The following is a 24,609-nucleotide window of genomic DNA, read 5'->3' on the forward strand; positions in this document are numbered from 1 at the left end:
AAACCCCGAAAGTTCGATAACTACATAGTAAACTTCCACATCACTTGTAATTTAAATGCGTTTGGTATCATTACTTTATTATCTTTGGCCAAAATCTGAAATATGCGAAAACTATTACTTTCACTGTTGTTGCTTCCTGCTTTATTTCAAGCGCAAAATGCAGCTAGTGCCGATCCGGGATTTATTCCTGCTACGGTTTGGAATAATTATGAAAAACAAGTCAACGATATGGCGCTTCAGTCCGACGGCAAAATTGTCATTGAGGCTACCCAATATAATTACAATACGGGATGGACGCGAACCATAGAACGACTCAATGCAGACGGTTCGAGTGATGCTGCTTTTAGAGTATTGACCGATAATACGGCAAATTCGCATAAATGTCCGATACTGATACAGTCCGATGGCAAAATTATATTGGGCTCCCAATTTACCGTAGCAGGTGTAATCAAACCTATGATTCGGCTGAACACCGACGGTACTATTGATACAACTTTCGACACGCCAGCTTTGCCAGCATCTTCTTATATCTACTGTTTGACCTTGTTGCCAGACGGGAAGCTACTGGTTGGAAATGACTCTTCTAAAAAACTGCTTCGCCTGACCGCCGATGGTGCTTTAGATACCACTTTTTATGATGAGCATCCCGAAATAGAGCAGTGCATTGCCGTATTGGTATTACCAGATGGCAAGTTAATTGTAGCCGGCTCAATACGCATGCCGGACCCAGGAGGGGTGGGGACGTCCCTCCATCTTGAAAAACTAAATGCCGACGGCACAATAGATCCAACATTTGATATCAACGCCGGTTTTACAGGTCGGAATGGTTATACGTCTTCATTGGCATTACAGCCTGACGGAAAAATACTGGTGGGCGGAAGGTTCGATTCTTGCGACGGCAACAAGTCTAAGAGCTTAGCACGGCTGCACCCCGACGGAAGTTATGACAACACGTTTACATCCCCAATATATGACACAAATCCTGTGATAAATGACATTTTGGTGCGACCTAACGGCAATATCCTGATTGGAGGTAATTTTAGTGCGAGCAGTATTTATGGTATTGCTATGCTGTTACCAAACGGTTCAGTAACGTATTCTTTTTCGCCATCGACGACTGGTACTGGCGTTAGGATTACAGAATACTCGGAGGTGCGCAGGGTCTTGCAGCAACCTGACGGTATGATCTTGCACTGTGGTGATTATGGAAATATTGGAGGTCAGTCTAATAGGACTAACATGATTCGCTTGCTCGGTACTGATAGCTACCTTGTAAACGGCTATACCCGATTGGACATGCAAAATAATGGGTGTACCGATGCCGATCCCGGATTTCCGTACCTTAAGTACAAACTGGTGAACAGTACGAACCAAAGTTATTATTATTCCAGTTCCAATGGTTACCATGGCGTAATGCTCAAAAATGGCACAAGTGTTATCACGCCTATACTTGAAAATCCGACTTGGTTCAGCGTTTCGCCATCAAGTATCAGTCTGAATATGCCATCGGCAACGAATTATGCAAACCAGAATTTCTGTGTGACCGCAGTCGGAATCCACCATGATTTGTCGGTTGTAATAGTGCCAATTAATGAAGCGAGACCAGGTTTTGACGCCTATTATAAAGTTTTGGTTAAGAACAATGGCAATCAAACGGCAACAGGTACTGTACGATTTGCGTACGATGCCGCTACGGCGGAATACCTCCAAAGTACCCCTTTGGCCGCAAGCGCAGGTTTGGGCTCGGTGACATGGAATATTGAAGGTTTATTGCCGTTATCTGAAGTTGAATATATTGTAAAACTAAACTTGAACACCCCTACCGATACGCCGCCACTGAATGGCAATGATGTATTGAAATTTTCAGCAGTGGCAAACATGGCTCAGGACGAAGTTGCGACGAATAATGAAGCGACATTGGAGCAAACGGTAGTAAATTCGTTTGATCCTAATGATAAGATTTGCCTCGGAGGTGACTATGTGCGCCCGGAACAGGTAGGTGATTATATGTATTACCGCATCCGATTCGAGAATTTGGGTACCGCATCGGCGCAAAACATTAAGGTGACCGACATGATTGATACCACTAAATTTGATATCGCTAGTTTGAGTCCGGTAGAGGGTAGCCATCCTTTTACTACCCGCGTGATACAAGGTAATCAGGTCGAGTTTATGTTCAACAACATACAGCTTGGGTTTGCTGATGAGAATAATGATGGCTATTTGGTTTTTAAAATTCGTTCATTGAATTCGCTTGCAGAAGGTGCTGTGCTGGAGAATACAGCTTCGATTTATTTTGACTACAATCTCCCTGTTGTGACGAATACTTCGGTCGTGACGGTGCAGACGTCTTTGCATACTACACCATTTGAAACGATTGAATTGGCGCTTTATCCTGTTCCTGCGGGCGATAGGGTATTCATCAGTAATCCGAAACAAGTTAATGTTCAGTCGGTAACAGTGTATAATCTTTTAGGGCAGTCAGTACTTCAAAATGTAACACCCGGACCCCAAGGTGATGTGAATGTTACAGCACTTGCTAAGGGAAGCTATGTAATGCGGGTGAGGACAGAACTGGGTGATGGTGTGATGCGGTTTGTTAAAAAGTAAGTGCTGGGCGTAGTTGGTGGTCCCTAAGGGATGACAACGAGATGACAATAGGATCTCTGCAGGGGTTATGTAAGCTAACTGCTTGTCACTAAAACGTCAAAAAATCCAAATCAGGATTAATGATTTTTCTTAAGGCGATATTTAATTACCTCCCAGCTCACCGAAGTGTTTCTACTTAAAAGCTAAATTGCTGTGCGAATGTCTATGACTTCGCACATTTTTTTTAATGTTCTTGTAAAATGAAAACCTCTTAGAGTCTCCCGACTTTTAAATAGCGGTTTAGTATAATTTGGTTTTATTGAATAGGATAGAGGAAACCAATTATTCTTTTGATAGTTTGTAATCTTTTTTGGTTATTTTTGAAAGTATATAAAGGTAACAAACATTCGCATATACACCCAAGTTTGGGTAGATTGGCGCTACTTTGTGGCGCATATAAAAAAAGTTACCTGCAATCTTAAACCCAAACAGTGTAAATCAAAGATGTCTGAAATTTTCAAAAAACATATAACTAAATTCGCAAAAGTTTCTGACGATGAATTTGAAGAAATTAAAAAATTCTTTGACACGAAAGAGGTCGCCAAAAAAGAAAACCTATTAGAGGAGGGACAAATTTGCAGGCATCATTATTTTGTTTTGAGTGGCTTGTTGAGAAAGTTTTATATCAACGAAAAAGGTACTGAACAAACCACTGAATTTGCCATTGAAACCTGGTGGCTTACAGATAACTTTGCCTACGAAAACCAACTTCATACGGAATTTTATATTCAGGCTGTAGAAAAATCTATTGTTTTTTATATCACCCAAGATAAACAGGAAAAATTATTAGAAAAATTTCCTGTGATGGAACGCTATTTCCGTTTTGTTTACCAACGAGCTTATGCAGCAGCTCAAAAACGTATAAAATTTCTTTTTTCTTTTTCAAAAGAAGAATTTTATTTCCAAGCTGTGAGAAATCATCCCGAATTTGTGCAACGTGTTCCCCAATATTTAATCGCTTCTTATCTAGGTTTCACTCCCGAGTATTTAAGCGAAATCCGAAAGAGGCTTCTTTCTTAAACCAGTTTAAGTTTTTTTATTTCCTTATCCTCCAATTTTGCATTGAACAATTTTAAAAGAATTATATAATGCAAAAACGATTTAACTTTAAGGAAGTTGCACCAAGTGCACTAAAAGCGATGGTTGGTTTAGAAATGTATCTTTCAAAGGCTTCAATATCTAAAACATCCAAAGATCTTATAAAGATCCGAGCATCACAAATTAATGGTTGTGCATATTGTATCAATATTCACACTCAAGATGCAATTAAAAATGGTGAGACAAACCAACGAATTTTTCTATTGAATGCTTGGAGAGAGGCTGAAGACATTTTTACGGAAGAAGAAAAAGTAGTGTTGGCGATAACGGAAGAGATAACGTTAATACATCAAAATGGATTGTCAGATGAGACCTATTCAACCGCGTTACAGTTTTTTAGCGAAACTCAACTTGCAGATATTATAACTGCCATAATTACCATCAACCTCTGGAACAGGGTCGTATTAAGCACCCACTTACCGATAGGACAAAGTCTTGCATAGGACTAGTATAAAAAAAGCAGGTTTAACAACCTGCTTTTTTACACAAAGAATATTTTTGTAATTTAGCTATGCATAACAGCTAAGGGATTCGTTGTGTGCGTAGCATGAACACCCGAGCCTTGGCGAACGGACGAAGTAATGAAGCCGTATTGAACAGCTTGTGCCGTTTTTACGGGAGAAACGCTGAGATTCCGCTACCATGGGTTTTTCGATAAATGAGTTATAAGAATTTCAAGAGGCTATCACGCCTCTTTTTTTTGAAGTCGTTTTTAAGTTTGTTTTTTAAGTGTTTCGCCTCACTTTTGATCATAAGTTCCCCCGCTCCCGCACTAATCCTTTCGTGTGGGCCTTTGAACCCCGAAGTGTTCCATCCTTTATTGAGAAGGGGTAGAGATAACTAAATATTCTTTGATGCTTTGTAATCTTTTTTGGTTATTTTTGAAAGTATATAAACGCAACAAACATTCGTATATACACCCAATTTCGGGTAGATTGGCGTTACTTTGTGGCGCATATAAATAAGTTAGCACCAATTCATGAAAAAATCTACATTTATAGCCACAATTCTTTTATTTAACTGGCTTACTATATTAGGTCAGACAAATAAATTGCCAATTCCAACAAAATCATTTATAGAAAAAGCAAGACACCAAGACAATTCAGAAGAAATATATTTCTCAAAATATCTTGGAAAGAAATCGGAACATATTTTGAAGAGATTTAGTGACTCAAAAGATGTTTGTGCAAAGAAATGTGAATTTAAAACAGGAATTAAATTAAAAACAAATTCTTGCTCTGAGGCAGGCATTGAAGTTGAAATTATCTTTCCAAACTACTCAAAAAATGATGTTGTTCAATTTGTTGAATGGTTTTTTAAAAATGACTACAGCAAGTGGAATAAATCGAAAACAAAATATCAGCCGAAAGAAGATGGTGACGCAGGTTGTTATATGGAAATTAAAGAATTGAAAGGTAAAATAATCCTAAGTTACTCATGTGGCTGCTAATAAGAACTGGTGCTAACCGCCGTTTGGCTCAATTGCTAGATTTTCTTAAAATTTAAGCAATCATTTCACGCAGAAAATTTTATCTTAACCGAAAATAATCAACACGCTTTTGACCGCAACTAAGCCAAGCGGACAAACGTTGGTACCAATTAAGAATGAGAAACATTTACGACAGTTTTGACCATATAGAAAAGAGACCAGCAATGTATCTTGGTAACGACTATGGAATAATAGCCTTAAATCATTTCGTGACAGGTTTTCTCGTGGGTGGCGGGCAGTTTTACGACAAAAACTTAAATCACCCCGACTTCTCGTTGTTCACAGACTGTCTTGGAGGTATATTGAAATATAAATATGAAAGCTCTTCAATGAACTGGAGTTGGCTGCTCCTAGACAAATACAAAGAGGACAAAAAAGCACTTGACAAATTCTTTTCCTATTTAAAACAGTTTAAAACTGCCGACAACGAAGTTGTAATAGTGCCAAATCAAAAACTAACATTCAGTATGCAATTGACCACAAAGAAGATCAGTTGTGGTGTAAAGTCGGTAATGTTTCAAAATCATATTATAGTAATTTGAAAAAGGTTGATAAAATTGTTTTGTTCAAACTAAAACCAAGTAGAACTTTATTTCCGTTACTCTTGAGCAAAGACGACAAAATACTGGACACAAGAAACACGGACATGACAGACAGGATATTACGAAATAAAATAGAAAGGCAATTTGGTGTTAACCTAAACAAATACAAGGCCGTCAATTCAGCTGACAGCAAGACAATCCTCCGTAAACACAAAATAATTTAACGGGTGCTAACAGCTACAAGCAATTTGGGTATTTGGCTTAATGGAAAAATCGGTTTGTATTTGTAAGTTTTGGCAAATCCGAAGAGTGATCATAATTTGGTCCCAAACCCACTGGTAGTGACAATACGTTCATGCATACTACTTCTAAAAAACAATGCACAATTAAAAGGATTCTATCTAAAATTATGTAAGAACATAATTGTTCCGTTTAGCTTTAACTTTTTTTATTCCTTCCAAAATAAAATATGGTAATTAAAGGAGTTGCAATCAGGTATATAATTAGATATATAAAATTCCTTTCGAGGCCAATTGCTTTAAATGCCATATATGAAAAAACAGACGTGGTAATAATTGCTGTTATGCATAAAAATAATTGCATTTTTTTATATGCACTTTCTCTATTTTCGTCTGTGATCTCAACTGGGTAATTAGCCGATTTTGGATTTTTTATCAAAAACCCGATAAAAACTAGTATTAGTACATTGACTCCAGAAGAAATCAACAATGAATTTTTATTGCTATATCCGTCTACTTTGCCAGTTATGTCCACATGAGAAGCAACTGTTTGAGGAATGTCTGAATAATGATAGAATAATAATAGAAGATAAGTTAAAAATATCGACAGACTAATGAGATACAGTATTTTTACTTTTTTAGAAACCATAATTTAAAATTAATAGATTGATATGTGGGATAGAGAAATAATATCAAAGCAGCACAAATTGAGAAGAAAAATGAAAATATTCCATGGTAAATGATTATAAAGAAATGAAATAAGATTCCAAAGCAAAGAATTGTTTTGCGATATTTTATAGATGCTAACAATCCTAAGAATAATAAAATTTCAAGAACAATAACACTATAAGTAAGCAAGGAAATAATAATTGGGTTGCTTAAAAGGTGGTTCATTAGTATAGAAATACTTGGAGGCATTCCGAAAACACTATGGTTAAACCAGTAGTAAATTGCTGTGCCATTTACCCATTCCGGCACACTTAGTTTGCCTAATGAGGCATGATAATATATGATTGCGACCTGAATTCGTATTATCCAGATTGAAAATAAACCAATAATGTTTTTTGCAGAATCATTAGGTTCAATATACATCCAATGATTTTTTCTTGGATCTGTTAAGCAAAATGGTATTAATAAGAAGCTTAAAATTGATGCAATTTGATCCCCTCCGTCTATTATCGATGAAAAATAAAGAAAACTAATGGAAACCCACCAGTGTAATATTGAAGTTATTTTTATGAAGTAACCCGAAATGGTTATACAAAGAATCACTATTGCCAATCCTTTCATGTAGATGATATTATCAAAGCCACAGAGTGTAAAAAAGTTATATTCATTTATAGGTATAACTGGATTTAGTACAGGGTTTAATATTGTACCGTCTATCTTTTTATGAAATAATATACTAATTGGATTTAAAACCAAAGTAAGTAAAGTTCCCAGAGCGAGTATACTCCTTGCAAAACCGACAGTATTTGTATATGGAAAAAGCTCTAAACAAGAAGTTTTAATTCGGTTATTAATTTTCTCGATCATTGCATTGTATGTTAAGACGAATTATTTTTGCAGGCATTTTTATTCTGTGTAAAGATCTACTCCAAGCCCATGGCACCGCCTTTTGATAGATTACTATATATTCACCACACAATATCGGGTCTTCCATCTGATTTTGTACTGAAATTACTTCCAAAGGCAATTTAGAATATATTTTTTCCTGATAGCTCCACATCGTATTCTGATAAAGGCTGTCATTTATTTCCCTTTTAATGAATTGTAATTCAGACAATATTTTTGAAGCTTTTCTTTTAAGTCCAAATAAATTATTGTGAGAGGAATGCCTTTGTGAAATTTCTTCAAATTTATTGTCGGCGGTTTTCTGGTAAATCACAATTTGCGCCTCTCTTGGATTTCTTGTAAAAAAAGCCCAGCCCTGGGGTACAAAAGTAAAAAGTTTATTTTCTAAATTTATATTTAGTTTTATAGGGTTCTCATGCACCGTGTAAAGAAAAACCCCGGCAATAAATACAAATGTAAAAATGGAACAAACGGCAAAAGTTAAAAAATAACTCTTGCCATTAAGTAACTTACTTTTCTGCATAATACTCAGCAATTTCATTAACCAAAGTTTCTGTTCTTAAAGTAGCTTCTTCAGGATCTATTACTGGTAGAGGTGGTCTAATATCGTCAGGTCCTATATAATCCAATCCTGTACAATCTAGCCCGCAACTAATTGCTCCATCATAGGTAACTTGATTACCTCCATCAATACTAGGGCCATAAAATGCAAATTTAAAATAAATCAAGGCGGTAACTGCCACTGTATTGTGTGCAGCTATTGCAAAATATGCTACACAAGCTACAGCCCATGTGCAGGGAACAACAGTCTCATTTTCATCCGTTATCATGTTTTTTTTGAGTAAACTGTCATATTCACCTTTGTTGATGGCTGTCTGAAATGTTTCGATGTATGTCTTAAAACTGTCTTCTTTATTTAGTTTAAATTTACCTGTATAGATGTCAGATTTTACCTTATGAAAAACTTTCTTTAGCTCAGGAAATATCACCTCAAAGTTTTCTTTAATCATGGTAGAGCCCAATTCAATAGCAACCTGAACTTTTCTTTGATCTCCACTTGTGATAAGTTGTTTGAATTCTGGGAAGAAGCTTGGGTTTTTAGTTTTGATCTCTTTGACTAAAACATCCAGTTTACTGAGTACTTCTGTTCTTTTATCACCCTTTAGATTATTGGTTAGATCTATCTTACTCTTTAGTTGGTTAATATGAGCTGCAAATTCTCCAACTCCAAAAAAAATGGATTTAAATAATTCTACGTCGGAATATTTGGAAGCTTTCTCTGTAGCTGAGGAGTTATTTTCCGATGGGCTGCAGCTCACAAATAGTACAGTAATAGCCAATGCAAATGCTATTTTGGCTAAGTGCTTTTTTAGTATTTTCATAGTTTTTATATTTTTGTTATTGATTAGATTTCAAAGCTAAAATTTTTATATAGCGTCTTTCGTTTATTATGGAATGGGGGTACTTAATTACTCAACTCCTTAAGTCTTAAAGATGCTTTGTGATTTTAATTTAAGATGTTTCATAATGGTTCAGTTTCGAGAAGGTTTGATGTAATGCTGTAAAAAATTCAGTTTAATCTGGACAAATATAGAGGAAAATGCTTTAAAGACAAGATTTTTCGTATATTTTAAAAATAAATTTATATCTCCGATCGCGCATGTCTGCACAACGGTTAGCGCAGAATTGTATTCTGTGCCCGCAAAGTGAAGCAAATTAAGTAGATAAAATTGCTCCGAAGTGTTCTGGTATAACGCTACGTAAATGTCTTTGACTTTTGCGTATTTTTTTAATGCTATTGATAGCTGTTTGTGCAAATTACCTTTACGATTTTTAAATTGTTCTTGATAAGTATAACGTTTTGAATTATTATTCTTATTCGATGAAACAAAATTTTAATAGTGTGTATAATCTCTTTATTTAGAAATCGAAAAAGGGTATAAATACCTATTGTTAAAGTTGTTTTGATTTGTAACTTTGTGATATTGAACAGTTTGTGTGTTTTTAATTCTGTGATTATGCGAAAAGCTCTACTATTATGCCTATTATTAGCATCTAATTTTATTTACAGTCAGGATGAGGCTTGGGAAAAGTTTGCAAAAAAGAATAAAGATGTATTAGGTTTAAATGCTATAGTAGCTGATAAAAGCTATTATTCTCAAGCCATATTGGAGTTTTTAATTGTTAAGCAGATAATTGAAAAAGCGGGAGAAAATGTATTTGATATACCTAATAGCGACCCCCAAAGTAAAAGATTAGCAAATATTGCAATTCCAGCCGAGAAAGAAAAAATCATAAATCTAAAAGGAAAGCATATTATCAGGCTTTTTGACAGTAAACCTAGCCAGAATAAAACACTTAGCAATGCCATTACAGATTCTTTAGGCGTCGCCCCATGTGAAATAGTTGTGCCAAAAACTATACAAGATCTTAAAAGTGGATTTCAGTTTAGGCATTATTTATTTAAAGGGGATAATAAAACCGCATTACAAGCTTTTGGAATAATTAATAACGAAATAAAAACATCTGATTTATATGTTGTAATTGATTATTTACAGTTTCAGGATTGCAATTGTACTGGATTACCAAAAATTAGATATGCAGTTGGAGTGAGAAGTGAATTTAAGATTTCAGGAATTGAATTAAACAAGGGGAACGAGGAAAATAGCTTGAGTATTGAAAAATTAGCTGCCCGAGTGGAATTTGGACAAATTAAAGTAGATATCTCGATGAAAACCATTGGTATAACCGGAAAAAGCGCTAGATTAAATATTCCAGTCAACACCTCCTTTGATGTTCAGACATATGGTGAGTACACTAAAGTAATTGATTTTATCAGAAATTCTATTGATGAACAGGATATAACAAAGGTAATGACCCAACCGGAATTAATACCTGTAATGGATGAATATAGAACATCAGTTTCAGACATTAATACTGCTGTTTTTAAAGAATTGAAAATCATTCAAAAGAAATATATAAAGGAGCTGTCTGATACATCATCAGATTATATTGATCCTATGGCTTCTTCCATCGAGAAAATTATAAAAGAATCGCTTATAGAGGAAATCGATCATAAAAATAATAAAAGAAAGACATTGTATGGCATTGATAAAAAAGTTAATGATCTTAATCGATATTTAGCAATTTTACAATATACATACTCTCCAAGTAATTTTGAGCAACAAGTAAATACTAAATTAAGAGAAGAAAACAAGTTGGATTTAGGAGGGGGGACTGTGAGTAGTATACAAGAATTATATAGTGATGGTTTTAAATTGCTGGAAAACAAGAAATTTCCAGAGGCATTGGCAAAATTTAGAGAAGTATACAAAGTAAAACCTACCTATGGGAATGCCGATGAAATAATAGATTTTATCGAACAGAAAATTAATGGGAGTATTACGGAAGACCAACTGTTTGAAACTATAATTAAAAATAATTTGTGGTTAGCTCCAGGCGGGACTGAAGAAAAACTGAATAAAGCTAGATCTGGCAAGTAATAATATCTTAGTATTGAAAAAGCAGATATTTTATAATTTAATTACATAAGGATATTTCTACATTAATAACTTTTATAATTGTTTAGTAAGATGCAAAAATCGAAAATAAGAGTTTTGCCAACCTACGCCAAAATTTGGCAGATAGCAATGTTCTTTTCATAAATATGCAAGTTGTGTGCCATTTGGTTAACAATGCTAACTCGGAAGTGACTGCAAGAAACTAATATAGTAACAATGAAAAACGACCTGACGCATCTTGTTTTGATTAACCCGATTTGGTTGCTGGTCGGGATGTTGATTTACTTTATTCTTTCTTTATTCAATGTTCATATCATTTGGGAAATACAACCAAAGGTTTACAATAACCCCAACGGAGAAAATGTTTTCAATAATTACTTCAAGCATTTTTTTCAATCTTTTTTCAGAGGAACGAGGTTGATAAAAACAACTTTCAAATACTTATTTTGCTACAAAGAAAAGGACTTCTTAATTTTAAAAGATGAAGAAGCAAAACCCATAAAGAAGCGACTGAATATTCTGGACGGGTTTACAACTTTTCTAAAACCATATTTAATTTTTGCTTTCATATGGACAGTACTGGAATTCTGGATTTCAAGAAAGTTATTCTATGAACAATCCAAAATCACTTTCGGTAAAATTCAAAAACTTCTAATATTTATTGAAGTAATTCCTGTTGTTAAGTTTCTTCAAGACAACAAGGCTATAATCTTTCTTTTTTATGGAATCATTTGCGTTCTCATACCGTTTCTATACGACAGAGAAGATTCAACAAAGAAATTTAAAAAGTACTTCAGTCAGACACTCATTTATCTTTCCCTATTAGCTAACATTTCTTTTTTTGGAGCTCAAACAGGTAAGACAACTGCGGATAAGTCCAAGCAACTTTCAGAACTTCAAACAGAGATAGTTGCAATTCACGATAGTATTTATAAAGATTTAGTTGTTGGAATTGAGTTTAATGATTTGAAGGATAGTTTAAAATATGAAGATAATCTTTACAAGGAGCAGATTAACAGATTTTGATTCTCTTACCGAAATAACGAACAACTTACAGATTGAATCATCTCTCAAAATTAAACTACAATCTGAACTTGCAAAGCATCATGCTGAAATAGAAAATAACGCAACATTAGAAAATTCAACGGCGGCAAATAACGTACCACATCCAAACAGAGGGCCAAAATCACCTTCATCTTATTTCAACAGTTTTTATAAAACAAATTTCAATTCCAGTTCTGCTTACTCGAACTATGCACATTACATGGGTAATAAAAGCAGATGGAATAAAGAAACTGGAGAAACAATTCTGGGAGAGGTTAAAAATATCGTTAGAGAAGAAACTACGGTTACTACAGTTTTTGAAAAGAAATTAGAAAAGATTTTAGGATATTTATTTGATTATGGAATTGACGCATCTCTAAGTGAAGTATTTAATGACTTCGACATTGGAGCTCATAAAACTTTAAAGAAAGTTTTTACTACCATTCTTTCAGAAGATTATAAAAAAACAGTAACAGAAAAAGCAATTAGTGTTCTCAATTCAATTAAGACAAATTATAAAAAAGCCAAAGAAACTTTTGTGACCAAAGCTAAATGTTACCATATTTCCATTGCCGATGTAAATAGTTTTAAGGAAACGAATACTGAATTTTATAATAATCAAAAGATGATTGCCGAAAACACCCAATTACAAAGAGATATTAAAAATAAAATCAACTCTCTTGAAATTGAAATTCCTGAGAAAAATGTAATTATTGAAAGATTGAAAGAGAGAGCACTAGATGAAGGAATATTTATTGAAAATGAAAAAGAAGCAGTGGACTACGTACAGTCAAAAGGATTTGACTGCGAAACTGAAATAGATTTTGAGGAAGCAATTAAAAACAAAGAACGTGAAGACTATAGCAAGTTATTCTTGTTTCATGAAAACAAGAGCAATGTAAAAGAGTATAACTTGTTTCTTAAAAAGAACAAGATCCTACTTTTAAACCAAACTTCTAACCTGACTTTAAAAAATGCTCTCAACCTGACAAAATTCATAGGCGAGTGTAATGGAACGGGTGCTAAAATCTGCATAAAATGCGGATTACCCTGTGCACTCCCAATTTGCTTGGTAAGACTATAAAACTCCGATCTACGAAGTGTTCTATTCTAACGCTACCCCGGCTCCCCGAAGTGTTTTTTCAAACTATGCAAATGTTTCCTTCTCCTGTTCTCCGAAGGGTTCCTAACGCTCGTGGCGCAAATAGTGTTTAGCTATTTGAGGCATTTTATGCTTTTAAATTTCTTCACTAGTTTTATACATCCCATTTTTAAGCTCTTCGATAAAATAAGAAGGAGGCATTTTGGTATTGGCTTTAAAAGCATGAACAAAGCGTTGCGTAGTACTAAAGCCCGCTTCTTCTGCTAAGGCAGTATTGGTATAATTCCGGATCTTTCGGTCTTCTTTCAGCAAGGTAATGATATAATCGATTTTCAGGTCGTTGATATAGTCATTAAAGCCTTTGCCTTTGTGATGGGAAATAATCTGAGACAAATAAGTCGTGTTAGAGTTACAGGCAGCTGCGAGCGTAGACAGCTTCAGGTCTTTGGCAAGGAATTTTTTTCCTGTTCAAATTTTTCCAGTTGTTTTAAAATAAGGGCAACGGTCTCCGGGGCAATATAGCTAAGCTGAGAGGAAGTAATTTTTGCTTTTTTTTGTAATCTTTTTTTTATTATTTTTGAGAATATATAAGACGGAATGAAATGCGCCAATTCTTTCCCATTAGAGAATCAGGTAGTTTAGAGATATTTTTTTGATCAGATAAGAACTTGTACTATCGATAGGAATGCCAATAACAGATATTTTTGGCTCATAGGGTTTGGTGATTTCAGTAAGTAATTTTAATAGCTGATTAATTTATTTTTTAAGGGATTCTGTGTAGTCGTAGGAAGGTATTTCAAGTATAAGGGAAAGGATCAGCATAGTGACAAAAGGATTAAAAAAGAGGTGTGGATTTTAATGGGATCCATGTAACAATCTGTTAAAACACATAAGCAATGGGGTGCCGCAGATTAGCTCAGCCAATAGATTTGTTTTGAATTCAAATGCAAAATAGTTATGCATCGTGCTTATTAAAGTTCTGCTGGCCGGGGTAAAATGAACAGAGAAATAATTTTTAATTAATTTATAAACAATCAAAATGAAAAAAAATCTAGTAACCCTTATGACAATTCTTGGACTCATTTCATGTGATAAGGAAACCGTATCTGAAAATGAGCAGACAGTTCAAAATCGTAAGTATATTGAAATCGAAAGTGTAATTAATACAGCGGGTATATCAGATTCCTCTGAACTAAAAGGTAAATTATTTTATAGTCTCACAAATGAATACACCAAAAACTACGGTACCCCAAACTCCATTCAGGAATTAACAGATCAGGTAAAGTATATTTCAGATAATTGGAAAAATAAGGGGCAGGAGTTAGTGACTACAGAAGTCAATCCAGAATACATTAAAAGTATTATGCTGAATCCAAATGAAAAGTTGGTTCATATATTAGAAAAATCATCAATAAATAAAGAAGTTAAGAGAAGTCTGATAGAGTTGATAGAAAATTTGATTGATGTATCAGGACAGGACTATAAGAAAATCAGCGATTTTCTTGCTTCTTATGAAGCATTAGTAAAAGAAAATACTGTATTGACAGATAAGGATAAGGAAATCATAGTAAACGTTGCGGTAATTTCCAATTATGCCTTATATGCGGAATCAGGTAGAAAAGACAGGGACTGGGAGACTTCAGTGGCAAATAAAAAAGGCCATTCTTTTTTTAACCCTAATCAGGCACCGCTAATTACCCTAATCGCATTACTGGATCGTTTGATCTAAAATTAATTAGAAACGGTTTCTTCTTAATTAACCTGAGACAATACAGAATAAAACAAGTCACTTCTTTAGGCTTGTTTTATATCTGCATAAAATGTTTCTTAAAGCTAATATGTAATCAGTTTTCTAATGCTATTATACTGTTAACAATGATCAGAGGGATAATAATCAGTATATTTAAAATGAACCTGCGTTATGTATGCGTATCCATTGCCTGAAGCAGGACAATAAAGAACATATTATTAAGAAATCTTTCAAAATTAGACTACAGGGTGCTGAACACAGTTTGTTAGATGAGGAGTTATTAATAATTTCACAAAAGGACATAAGTAGCCAAATCATAATTGAAGTTGTAAATAATACAAGTAGTAGAAAAAATAGAATAAATTATCAACAACAAAAAAGCCCCTATTGAATAGGGGCTTTTAAAAGACTTCCGCGGAGAAAGAGGGATTCGAACCCCCGGACCTGTTACAGTCAACAGTTTTCAAGACTGCCGCATTCGACCGCTCTGCCATTTCTCCAGTATGTTGCTCTCATTTGCTGATTGCGAGTGCAAATATAAGACGCTTTTTCGGTTCTCAAAACTTTTTTGGAAGTTTTTTTAAAACTTTTTTGGATCGATTTTCAAGTGTCTAATTATCAGTATTTATGAAAGTGTAAATTTTTTAAAGATTATTCTAAATCGTCTAAAATCGGTGTTGGTTTTTTGTTTTCATCAACCGCAACAAATGAAAAAGTTCCTGAAACTACCGTTTCGCGAAGTTCAGAATACATCTGTTCCATGAAAATATCAACATGAATTTTACAGCTTGTTCTTCCTACACTGATTACTTTTGCAACTAATTCGATTAAAGTTCCGGCCGGTATTGCTTTTTTAAAATCAATTTGACCGGTTGAAATGGTTACCACTTTTTTTCTGCTGAATCTTGTAGCACAAATAAAAGCAACTTCATCCATGAGATGAAGTGCCGTCCCTCCAAATAAGGTATCATAATGATTGGTCGTACTCGGAAAAACAGCTTTAAAAATACGGGTTTCGGATTTTATAATTCTTTCTTCTAAAGTTCCCATATTAATAGTTTACATATTCTGTAATTTCTAATCCGTAACCGATCATACCAACACGTTTGGTTTGCTGGGTATTAGAAACTAATCTGATTTTGGAAATATCGAGATCGTGCAAAATTTGAGCTCCTATTCCGTAATCTTTTGTATCAATAACTACTTTTGGCGCTTTCATGGTGCCTTCTGCCTGTAAAGCTTTTAATTCCGAAATACGGTTTAAAAGATTGACAGCAGTCATGTCCTGATTAATAAAAACAACAGCTCCTTTTCCATCTTCATTGATGATCTTAAACATATCATCTAATTGCTGATCGACATTGTTGGTTAAAGTACCAAGCAAGTCGTTATTAACCTGAGAGGAATGAATACGCGTTAAAATGGATTCACCTAAATTCCATGTTCCTTTAGTCAGGGCAATGTGTATTTGTTTATTGGTAGTCTGCTCGTAAGCTCTCAGTCTGAAGGTTCCAAAACGGGTTTCGATATCAAAATCTTCTTTTTTAACAATCAGGCTGTCGTGCTGCATTCTGTATGCTACCAGATCCTCAATAGAAACTAATTTTAAATTGAATTTTTTAGCCACTTCAACCAATTGCGGCAAACGTGCCATTGTTCCGTCTTCGTTTAGAATTTCACAAATAACACCTGCAGATTTAAAACCGGCTAATCTTGCAAAATCTATAGCTGCTTCTGTATGTCCTGTTCTTCTTAGAACGCCTCCTTGCTTGGCAACTAAAGGGAAAATATGTCCTGGACGGGCTAATTCATGTGGTTTCGTATTGGGGTCTACTAACGATAAAACTGTTTTTGCCCTGTCTGATGCTGAAATCCCTGTAGTAACTCCATTGCCTTTTAAATCAATTGAAACGGTAAAAGCAGTTTCCATATGATCTGTATTGTTAGTTACCATTGGTCGTAAATCTAGTTCTTTACAACGGCTTTCGGTAAGAGGGGTGCAAATTAAGCCACGTCCGTGAGTAGCCATAAAGTTGATCATTTCAGGAGTTGTTTTCTCGGCTGCAGCCAAAAAATCACCTTCGTTTTCACGATCTTCATCATCGACAACAATGATGACTTTACCCTGACGAATATCTTCTATAGCTTCCTCAATGGTATTTAATTGTATTTTTGTTGACATAATTATTTATTGTTTTGAGCGGGGAAAAAACGCTCGGAAATTTTCTGAAATAGTTGTTGGACAGGTGTCGTAATCGCATCAAAGTTGACTAAGCCATTATCATTTGTGGCCCGATAAGTCAATAAAATAGCTAAAGGGGATAATATAAACGACGACATCCATGCTCCCATAAAAGGACTCATGCCTCCTTCTTGCGAAAGCCTTTTTCCAAAGGTATTGATGAAATGGAATGTAATAAAAATTAAGACTGCAAAAACGATTGGCAAACCAAGTCCTCCTTTTCTAATAATTGCCCCTAAAGGCGCCCCTATAAAAAACATTAAAAAGCAGGCAAAAGCAATAACAAATTTCTCATAAAGGGCTGTTATGTGTTTGTTTATATCGCGTTGCTTGTCTTTTAATTCTTTTTGAGTGGATTCAATAGAATAGATAGTACTCGTGACATTACTGCTTGCCATATCTAAAATCGCCTTTTTTTGCTTAGTGTCGTAAAGAGATAAGAGGTTGTCAGGTAATGATTTTTTTTATCTTTTACTTTTGAAACTGTAGCAAATTTGGATAGTCCGACCCGTTGATTTATGTTTTCGGTAAACGATACAACTTCATTATCCCTGCTTTTATTTAGAGAGTCGAGTGTGTAACGCAATTCGTTAACATTCAGCATGCTGCTCGTGCTGTTGATGTTTTCGTTTTCAGTATCGGTTTTGTTTAATTCAGACAGGTCAATATTGATAATCTGCTTTTTGAAAGCTCCTTTTATAAAAGGCAATTTAGCCCTGTCTTCGTACTTTTTTGGAGTAACATCCTGATAATAATAACCATCTTTAAGTACTAATTGTAAAATACTGGATTTTTCACTGCTTATTAATTCTCCGTTTTTGGCTTTTATTACTGTTTTGTTTTCCCCCATATTTGAAGGTTTCTCATGAATGGTAACTCCGGTTAAAAGATTGCCGTTTTCTCCTGATTTTTTATTTACTTTAATGTTATAAAAACCAACATCATTAAATTGACCTTCTGCAATTGCCATTGCGGGTTTAGCCTGAGCAATGTTTTTTCGGAAATTAACAAACTTATATTCGGCATACGGAATTACATTGTTAGAAAACCAAAAGGCCACAATACTTAATAAGAAAATGAAAATAATCAGCACTCTCATCGCGCGCTGAAGAGAAATGCCTGAAGATTTCATTGCGGCAAATTCATAGTTTTCAGCCAAATTACCAAAAGTCATTATCGAAGCTAATAAAACCGATAAAGGCAAAACAAGCGGAATAATTCTCGGCATTGAGAAGAGAAGGAATTTTACAATTAATATCAAATCCAAATCTTTACCGGCAAGTTCAGAAATAAAAAGCCAGACTGTTTGAAGAATGAATATAAAAAAAAGGATTACAAATACCGTAGTAAATGTAATCAGGAATGTTTTTAGTAAGTATTTGTCTAAAATTTTCAACCTTGTAATTAATCTAATTTATTGATGTAGTACTTTGGATATTTACTCGCTACAAAGGTAAATTGATTTTTTGATAAAGGCTGATTGGTTTTAAAAGAATTAACGGTTAAAGTTGTTTTTGTTCCGTTTTTTCCTGTCTCAATCAAATTATAAATGTGTTTTGTCTGAGCATCAATGCCTAAAAGAATTTCCTTCCTTTGGTCTTTTCCGCTGGTGGGTACTAATTTAATATATTGAATTTTTCTTCCTTTGACATTTTGTACAATATCCATAGTGTACTTGTATCCGGAATTAAAAAAAGTGAGCATTTTTGAAGGGGTAATCGCATTGTCATCCTTTTCGTTTACTTTAGAAATGGTAACCTCTTCATCTTCAGGTACAATTGTGTATGTTTTTTGGCCGTCAAATATTTTAGTAACCCCCATGAAATTCAATACATATTGATTGCCTTTCATGATCACATTTCCTTTGCTGTCCTGATTGATGTTTTCTTTTGAATTATTTAAGGAATATTTAAAATCGATAGAAATATTATTATAGCTTTTAATTTTGGCGGTTACCTGGTTCAATAAATCCTTGGCTTTTTTATCCTGAGCCTGAACAGAAGTAATACTCAAAAGCAATAAAATGGCTACTTGCAGATACTTTTTACTCATTTTCATAATAGAATTGTTTGTGATTTCCTGAATTTTAATTTTCATGATGTTAATTTTGTTCATTATTAAAAAATTGATCAAGAGCACTTAAATCTAGGATATTTACATTACGGGCTTTACTGCCTTCAAAAGGGCCAACAATTCCGGCTGCTTCCAGCTGATCGATTAAACGGCCTGCCCTGTTGTAGCCTAATTTTAGTTTTCTTTGTAATAATGAAGCTGAACCTTGTTGTGCATTGACAATAATTTCCGCTGCTTCTCTAAATAAAGTATCTCTTTCAGAAATATCCATATCAAGATTGATGCCAGTTTCCTCTCCAACAAACTCAGGAAGCAAATAAGCTGTGGCGTATGCTTTTTGTGAGCCAATAAAATCTGTTATTTTTTCGACCTCAGGAGTATCAATGAAGGCACACTGAACACGAATCACATCATTTCCATTGGAGTATAATAAATCTCCACGTCCAATTAACTGATCAGCTCCTTGTGTGTCCAGAATGGTTCTTGAGTCAATTTTTGAAGTAACCCTGAAAGCAATTCTGGCAGGGAAATTCGCTTTAATCAGACCAGTAATAACGTTTACAGAAGGTCTCTGTGTCGCAATAATTAAGTGAATACCAATCGCACGTGCTAACTGGGCCAGACGCGCAATAGGAATTTCGACCTCTTTACCTGCAGTCATAATCAAATCGGCGAACTCATCTACTACTAAAACAATATAAGGCAGGAATCGGTGACCTGCTTCCGGATTTAATTTTCTGGATTTGAATTTTTCATTGTATTCTTTAATGTTACGAACCATCGCATCTTTTAATAAAGAATAACGGTTGTCCATTTCGGTACAAAGTGAATTTAACGTGTTGACCACTTTTGCATTGTCTGTAATAATGGCATCTTCTGTATCCGGAAGTTTGGCTAAATAATGTCTTTCAATTTTATTGAAAAGCGTAAGTTCAACTTTTTTCGGATCGACCAGAACAAATTTTACTTCAGCAGGATGTTTTTTGTATAAAAGCGAAGTTAAAACGGCGTTTAATCCAACTGATTTTCCTTGTCCTGTAGCACCAGCCATCAAAAGGTGTGGCATTTTAGCTAAATCGACAACAAAAGTTTCATTTGAGATTGTTTTACCCAGCGCAATTGGAAGTTCCATTTCAGCTTCCTGAAATTTAGCTGATCCGATAACGCTTTTCATGGAGACCATAGTAGGAGTCTTGTTAGGGACTTCGATACCAATAGTTCCTTTTCCTGGAATTGGCGCAATAATACGAATTCCTAATGCTGATAAAGATAAAGCGATATCATCTTCTAAACTCTTAATTTTAGAAATTCTGATTCCGGCTTCCGGTACAATTTCGTATAAAGTTACCGATGGTCCAACGGTTGCTTTTATCTGTGCAATTTCAATTTTGTAGTTACGAAGTGTATCTACAATTTTATTTTTATTTTCTTCTAATTCTTCCTGATTAATGGTAATTCCCCCAGTCGAGTATTCTTTTAATAAATCGATCGTTGGGAATTTATAATTGGATAAATCCAAAGTAGGATCAAATAAACCGAAATCAGCAACCAAACGAGAAGCTAGATTTTCTTCGATAATATCCTCTTCTTCAGCTTTTTCAATAACAAACTCTTCGTTATGCTGAACAGGTGTTTCTGTTACCGGATTTATATTCATTTCAACCGGCTTTAAAATTGGATTTAAATCAATTTCTGATGCGTGGGATATAGTTGGTTTTAAAGCTTCTTTGTTGATTTCGAATTGAGAGTCAACGGTTTTAAGGTGGATATTGTCCAATTCAGGATCTTCTTCCTCAATAGCAAATTCTTCCAGGTTATAAGCACTTTCAGGTTCTTGCTGAGCGGTTTTTACAGCTTTTAATTCTGATTTTAATTCATTTTTAGTAGAATCAAAATAAGACTGAATTTTATCAGGGGATACTTTTATTTTGAAAATCAAATAAACAATTAATCCGAAAAGCAGCGTGAGTAAAGTGCCTGTTTTTCCTATATAGTCCTGAAGGAATAAATTAAGTTCATACCCAATTGTTCCTCCTAATTCGGGAGCTGATGTGGCAAAAAAACCAAAAAGTATTGAAACAATTATAATAGCAAATAAATCCCAAAACCAGGTGTTTTTGAGTTTATTGATTGAAAGTTCCAATGCCAGAAACATTCCGGTAAGGAAAAATAAACGTACAAAAACAAATGAAGCTATTCCGAAACCCTTATATACGATTAAATCGGCAAGGTAGGCACCGAATTTTCCGAGCCAGTTTTGCACCACTTCAGTACGGTCATCCAAATGACTAACAGCACTTTGATCTGTCTGCCATTGGCCGTTGATGTAAAAAGAAACAAATGCAACTAGTAATGCAATGGAAAATAATACCAAAAGACATCCAAAAACAATTTTTTGTTGTTTGGATAACTTCCAGGATCTTTTAGTTTCGTTTTTTGATTCGCTTTTTTTGTCTAAAGTTTCTTTTTTTGTTTTTGCCATTCCTGCGTATCCTGTTTTGCCTATATAAATTTTGGTATATAAATAATCAAGCCTATTGCTATTGCTGTCATTGCGGCAAAAAATACTGCTCCGGCAGCAATATCTTTAATAAATCCGATTTTCTCGTGATAACTTGGGTGAATAAAATCGGCAACTTTTTCTACGGCTGTGTTCAGTCCTTCTACACTAAGCACAAGACCAATTGCGAAAATCTGAAAAAGCCACTCCTCATGGGAAATATCAAAATAAAAACCGCCAATAGTCATTAGTATCCCAAGTGAAAATTGTACCATGACACTATGCTCGGTAGTTATCAGTTTTAAAGCGCCCTTAAAAGCGTATGTTACGCTTTTAAGTCGGCCTTTAACAAAAGTATTATCTTTTTGAAATTCCATTTAATTGGATTATAATGCTGCTAAAGCAGCTTCGTAATTTGGTTCGTTTGCGATTTCAGCAACTTGTTCAGTATGAACGACCTTTCCGTTCTCGTCCACTACAATGATAGCTCTTGAAAGTAAACCTTTTAAAGGTCCGTCAATGATGTCTAAACCATTTGTTTTTCCAAAAGAACCATCCTGAAAATCGGATAAATTTATTACATTTTCTAAACCTTCAGCGCCACAAAAACGTTTTTGAGCAAAAGGCAAATCTCTTGAAATACACAAAACAGTTGTGTTATCTAAATTACCGGCACTTTCGTTGAATTTCCTAACAGAAGTAGCACAAGTTCCTGTATCAACACTTGGGAAGATGTTTAAAACTAATTTTTTACCAGCAAAGTTGCTTAATGAAGCTACTGATAAATCATTTTGTACTAATTTGAAATCAGCTAATTGTGAACCAACTGCCGGCAATTCGCCTGATGTATGAACCGGATTTCCTCCTAAAGTTATTGAAGCCATGTTTTTGTTTTAAATTAAATGAGGTTCAAAAGTAAGGATTAAAATTTGAATCTAAAAGTATTTATTATACGTTTAAGGATAGATTAAGAAGGGTTTTTTAATAGGTGTGAATTCACCAGTCAGTCTTTTTATTTTTGCTAAAATTATTCAATGATAACTTTTGTTTTTAGATAATATTGTATGATTTTGAAAGTAGGAATAAAAGCTGGAATTTTGGATTGTTATTGAAGCCGTTCACCCGCGAGAGGGATGGGAGCAGGCTACCGAAGTAGCGCAGACAGCCCGGCAGCATCCTGATAAAAAGGGCATGACCGCAAAGTGAGTTACCCTTTTTATCGGGATGTTGGCTCGCCCAAAGTATATTTTAGGCATAAAAAAAGCGTCTCCAAATTGAAACGCTTTTCTTTGTTGTGATTTTGTTTTCTTTGAAAAGCAGGCTCGATTATTTATCGATAGATCCTAAAACACGTTTCATGAACGTATTTAAAGCTTCTTTTTTATCAGTTCCCTGAGCAACTAATTTTTGTACTTCAAGAGCACCATACATATTTGAAATCAATTCGCCGATTACGTCTAATTCTTCGTCTTTTAGAGAAGGAATTTCAGTCATCGCTTCTAGGACCTCAATCGTTTCGATGATATAATCCTGATCGTTTTCTTCGATGAATTGTGTTAAATGTTTTATTACTGGTAATTTCATTTTCTAGATTTTTAGATTGCTGGATGATTGGATTTTTAGATAAGATTCGAAAAATCTAACAGTCTAAAAATCTAAAGATCGATTTAAGCAATTGCGTTTACAAGATCGATCAAAACTTCTTGTTTGTTGGTTTGGGTTTCGCCAACTAATTGTCCGTTTACGAAAGTAGCGAAAGTAGGCAGGTTGCTTACATTGGCTAGTTTTCTTGATTCAGGAGCATTTTCTGCATCAACCAAAACAAAAGTGATAGCTTCATTTTCTGTTGCTAATTTTTTGAATTTTGGTTTCATAATACGGCAATTCCCACACCATGAAGCTGAATATTGTACTACTACTTTTTCGTCTTTAGCAACTAAATCTGCTAACGTATCTTCGTTTAAGTCGATTAACATATTTTCTGTATTTAAATTCCAAGTTTATAAATTCCAAATTCCAAATCTTTCGATTGAACTTAGAAAAATCTAAATTTTGAAATATTATTGATTTTTTGAGAGAGAAAAATTCCAAATCCCAATTGGAATTTGGAATTTTAAAAATTTGAATTTTTATTTCTTAGTTTGCGCTTAAGTATTCAGCAGTACTAACTCTGTCAGCAGACATTGCTTCTTTACCAGCTTCCCAGTTTGCAGGACAAACTTCACCTTTAGTCTGGATGTGTGTGTAAGCGTCAACCATTCTTAAGTATTCGTTTACGTTACGTCCTAATGGCATATCGTTTACACTTTCGTGGAAGATTTTTCCAGTCTCGTCAATTAGATAAGTTGCTCTGTAAGTTACATTTGAACCTTCGATGATAACTGAATCAGTATCTTCGCTGTAGCTTGTAGATTCGATGTCAAGAATTCCTAAAATATTAGCTAAGTTACGGTTAGTATCTGCTAAGATTGGGTAAGTAACACCTTCGATTCCACCATTGTTTTTTGGAGTGTTTAACCAGGCAAAGTGTACTTCGTTTGTGTCGCAAGAAGCTCCGATTACGATAGTATTTCTTTTTTCGAATTCTGGCAATGCAGCTTGAAAGGCGTGTAATTCAGTTGGACATACAAAAGTAAAATCTTTTGGATACCAGAATAATAGTACTTTTTTGTTGTTATTTACTGCTTCTTCAAAGATGTTGATTTTTAAGTTATCACCCATTTCTGAGATAGCATCTACTGCAATACTTGGGAATTTTTTTCCTACTAAAGACATATTTTTCGTT

Annotated in this window: 23 protein-coding genes, 1 tRNA gene and 1 pseudogene; 9 read left to right on the plus strand and 16 right to left on the minus strand. The window is 34.5% G+C overall.

Annotated elements, in window-relative coordinates; genetic code table 11:
- Window positions 1–102 precede the first annotated feature (102 nt).
- The 5 genes from P5P89_RS14475 to P5P89_RS14495 all read left to right on the plus strand — a co-directional run bounded on the left by P5P89_RS14475 (window position 103) and on the right by P5P89_RS14495 (window position 5,778).
- Window positions 103–2,610 carry a DUF7619 domain-containing protein gene (locus P5P89_RS14475; protein ID WP_278008973.1) on the plus strand — a complete coding sequence of 836 codons (2,508 nt, stop codon included), beginning with the start codon at window positions 103–105 and terminating at the stop codon, window positions 2,608–2,610.
- A 483-nt stretch (window positions 2,611–3,093) separates the two neighbouring features.
- A complete protein-coding gene (locus P5P89_RS14480) occupies window positions 3,094–3,669 on the plus strand; it encodes a Crp/Fnr family transcriptional regulator (RefSeq protein WP_278008974.1) in 576 nt (191 codons plus the stop codon).
- Between the two features lie 68 nt (window positions 3,670–3,737).
- Window positions 3,738–4,190: a carboxymuconolactone decarboxylase family protein gene (locus P5P89_RS14485; protein ID WP_278008975.1), complete on the plus strand. Its 453-nt coding sequence runs from the start codon at window positions 3,738–3,740 to the stop codon at window positions 4,188–4,190.
- A gap of 536 nt (window positions 4,191–4,726) precedes the next feature.
- Window positions 4,727–5,197, plus strand: coding sequence for a hypothetical protein (locus tag P5P89_RS14490; protein ID WP_278008976.1), 471 nt, complete (start codon window positions 4,727–4,729; stop codon window positions 5,195–5,197).
- 155 nt (window positions 5,198–5,352) lie between these two features.
- Window positions 5,353–5,778, plus strand: a complete 426-nt coding sequence (locus tag P5P89_RS14495) for a hypothetical protein (protein ID WP_278008977.1) — start codon at window positions 5,353–5,355, stop codon at window positions 5,776–5,778.
- Between the two features lie 438 nt (window positions 5,779–6,216).
- On the opposite strand, the gene P5P89_RS21805 is transcribed toward P5P89_RS14495, so the two are convergent.
- Genes P5P89_RS21805 through P5P89_RS14510 form a run of 4 tightly spaced genes read right to left on the minus strand, consistent with a single transcriptional unit; the run spans window position 6,217 to window position 8,974 of the window.
- A complete protein-coding gene (locus P5P89_RS21805) occupies window positions 6,217–6,666 on the minus strand; it encodes a DUF1648 domain-containing protein (protein WP_379680114.1) in 450 nt (149 codons plus the stop codon).
- A complete protein-coding gene (locus P5P89_RS14500; protein ID WP_278008978.1) occupies window positions 6,648–7,553 on the minus strand; it encodes a sporulation-delaying protein SdpB family protein in 906 nt (301 codons plus the stop codon). Before P5P89_RS14500 ends, P5P89_RS21805 begins: the two co-directional genes overlap by 19 nt.
- Entirely contained in the window at window positions 7,537–8,115 is a 579-nt protein-coding gene (locus P5P89_RS14505; protein WP_278008979.1) for an SdpA family antimicrobial peptide system protein, read from the minus strand. Before P5P89_RS14505 ends, P5P89_RS14500 begins: the two co-directional genes overlap by 17 nt.
- Window positions 8,102–8,974 carry a sporulation delaying protein family toxin gene (locus tag P5P89_RS14510; protein ID WP_278008981.1) on the minus strand — a complete coding sequence of 291 codons (873 nt, stop codon included), beginning with the start codon at window positions 8,972–8,974 and terminating at the stop codon, window positions 8,102–8,104. Before P5P89_RS14510 ends, P5P89_RS14505 begins: the two co-directional genes overlap by 14 nt.
- Window positions 8,975–9,610: 636 nt before the next feature.
- Between P5P89_RS14510 and P5P89_RS14515 the strand changes: the two genes are divergently transcribed.
- The 3 genes from P5P89_RS14515 to P5P89_RS14525 all read left to right on the plus strand — a co-directional run bounded on the left by P5P89_RS14515 (window position 9,611) and on the right by P5P89_RS14525 (window position 13,241).
- Complete coding sequence (locus P5P89_RS14515) at window positions 9,611–11,095, plus strand: hypothetical protein (protein ID WP_278008982.1); 1,485 nt, start codon at window positions 9,611–9,613, stop codon at window positions 11,093–11,095.
- Between the two features lie 435 nt (window positions 11,096–11,530).
- Window positions 11,531–12,139 carry a hypothetical protein gene (locus P5P89_RS14520; protein ID WP_278008983.1) on the plus strand — a complete coding sequence of 203 codons (609 nt, stop codon included), beginning with the start codon at window positions 11,531–11,533 and terminating at the stop codon, window positions 12,137–12,139.
- On the plus strand, window positions 12,099–13,241 hold the full coding sequence (locus P5P89_RS14525) for a hypothetical protein (RefSeq protein WP_278008985.1): 1,143 nt from the start codon (window positions 12,099–12,101) through the stop codon (window positions 13,239–13,241). Before P5P89_RS14520 ends, P5P89_RS14525 begins: the two co-directional genes overlap by 41 nt.
- A 153-nt stretch (window positions 13,242–13,394) precedes the next feature.
- Here P5P89_RS14525 and P5P89_RS14530 read toward each other — a convergent pair whose 3' ends face one another.
- Window positions 13,395–13,652, minus strand: a complete 258-nt coding sequence (locus tag P5P89_RS14530) for a helix-turn-helix domain-containing protein (RefSeq protein ID WP_278008986.1) — start codon at window positions 13,650–13,652, stop codon at window positions 13,395–13,397.
- A gap of 646 nt (window positions 13,653–14,298) precedes the next feature.
- On the opposite strand from P5P89_RS14530, the gene P5P89_RS14535 reads away from it, so the two are divergent.
- Window positions 14,299–14,988 (plus strand): hypothetical protein, encoded by a 690-nt coding sequence (locus P5P89_RS14535; RefSeq protein WP_278008988.1) that lies wholly within the window; start codon window positions 14,299–14,301, stop codon window positions 14,986–14,988.
- 436 nt (window positions 14,989–15,424) lie between these two features.
- On the opposite strand, the gene P5P89_RS14540 is transcribed toward P5P89_RS14535, so the two are convergent.
- From P5P89_RS14540 to P5P89_RS14590, 11 genes and pseudogenes are all read right to left on the minus strand, one after another.
- A tRNA-Ser gene (locus P5P89_RS14540) sits at window positions 15,425–15,509 on the minus strand.
- Window positions 15,510–15,660: 151 nt separating this feature from the next.
- Window positions 15,661–16,059, minus strand: a complete 399-nt coding sequence (locus P5P89_RS14545) for an acyl-CoA thioesterase (protein ID WP_223683064.1) — start codon at window positions 16,057–16,059, stop codon at window positions 15,661–15,663.
- A gap of 1 nt (window position 16,060) precedes the next feature.
- Window positions 16,061–17,191, minus strand: a complete 1,131-nt coding sequence (gene ribB / locus P5P89_RS14550) for a 3,4-dihydroxy-2-butanone-4-phosphate synthase (RefSeq protein WP_278008991.1) — start codon at window positions 17,189–17,191, stop codon at window positions 16,061–16,063.
- Window positions 17,192–17,193: 2 nt separating this feature from the next.
- Window positions 17,194–18,647, minus strand: a pseudogene (locus P5P89_RS14555) (LptF/LptG family permease).
- 8 nt (window positions 18,648–18,655) lie between these two features.
- Entirely contained in the window at window positions 18,656–19,303 is a 648-nt protein-coding gene (gene lolA1 / locus P5P89_RS14560) for an outer membrane lipoprotein periplasmic chaperone LolA1 (RefSeq protein WP_479724216.1), read from the minus strand.
- Between the two features lie 49 nt (window positions 19,304–19,352).
- Window positions 19,353–21,806: a DNA translocase FtsK gene (locus tag P5P89_RS14565; RefSeq protein ID WP_278008994.1), complete on the minus strand. Its 2,454-nt coding sequence runs from the start codon at window positions 21,804–21,806 to the stop codon at window positions 19,353–19,355.
- A gap of 20 nt (window positions 21,807–21,826) precedes the next feature.
- Window positions 21,827–22,201, minus strand: a complete 375-nt coding sequence (locus P5P89_RS14570) for a diacylglycerol kinase (RefSeq protein ID WP_278008995.1) — start codon at window positions 22,199–22,201, stop codon at window positions 21,827–21,829.
- Between the two features lie 9 nt (window positions 22,202–22,210).
- Window positions 22,211–22,708 (minus strand): thiol peroxidase, encoded by a 498-nt coding sequence (gene tpx, locus P5P89_RS14575; protein ID WP_223683070.1) that lies wholly within the window; start codon window positions 22,706–22,708, stop codon window positions 22,211–22,213.
- 442 nt (window positions 22,709–23,150) lie between these two features.
- Entirely contained in the window at window positions 23,151–23,408 is a 258-nt protein-coding gene (locus P5P89_RS14580; protein ID WP_008462029.1) for a DUF6952 family protein, read from the minus strand.
- A gap of 83 nt (window positions 23,409–23,491) precedes the next feature.
- Window positions 23,492–23,800, minus strand: coding sequence for a thioredoxin family protein (locus tag P5P89_RS14585; RefSeq protein ID WP_278008996.1), 309 nt, complete (start codon window positions 23,798–23,800; stop codon window positions 23,492–23,494).
- A gap of 160 nt (window positions 23,801–23,960) precedes the next feature.
- Window positions 23,961–24,599, minus strand: coding sequence for a peroxiredoxin (locus tag P5P89_RS14590; protein WP_053471125.1), 639 nt, complete (start codon window positions 24,597–24,599; stop codon window positions 23,961–23,963).
- Window positions 24,600–24,609: the final 10 nt, after the last annotated feature.

This window comes from Flavobacterium gyeonganense, from assembly GCF_029625295.1.
In the GTDB taxonomy this organism is placed as follows: domain Bacteria; phylum Bacteroidota; class Bacteroidia; order Flavobacteriales; family Flavobacteriaceae; genus Flavobacterium; species Flavobacterium gyeonganense.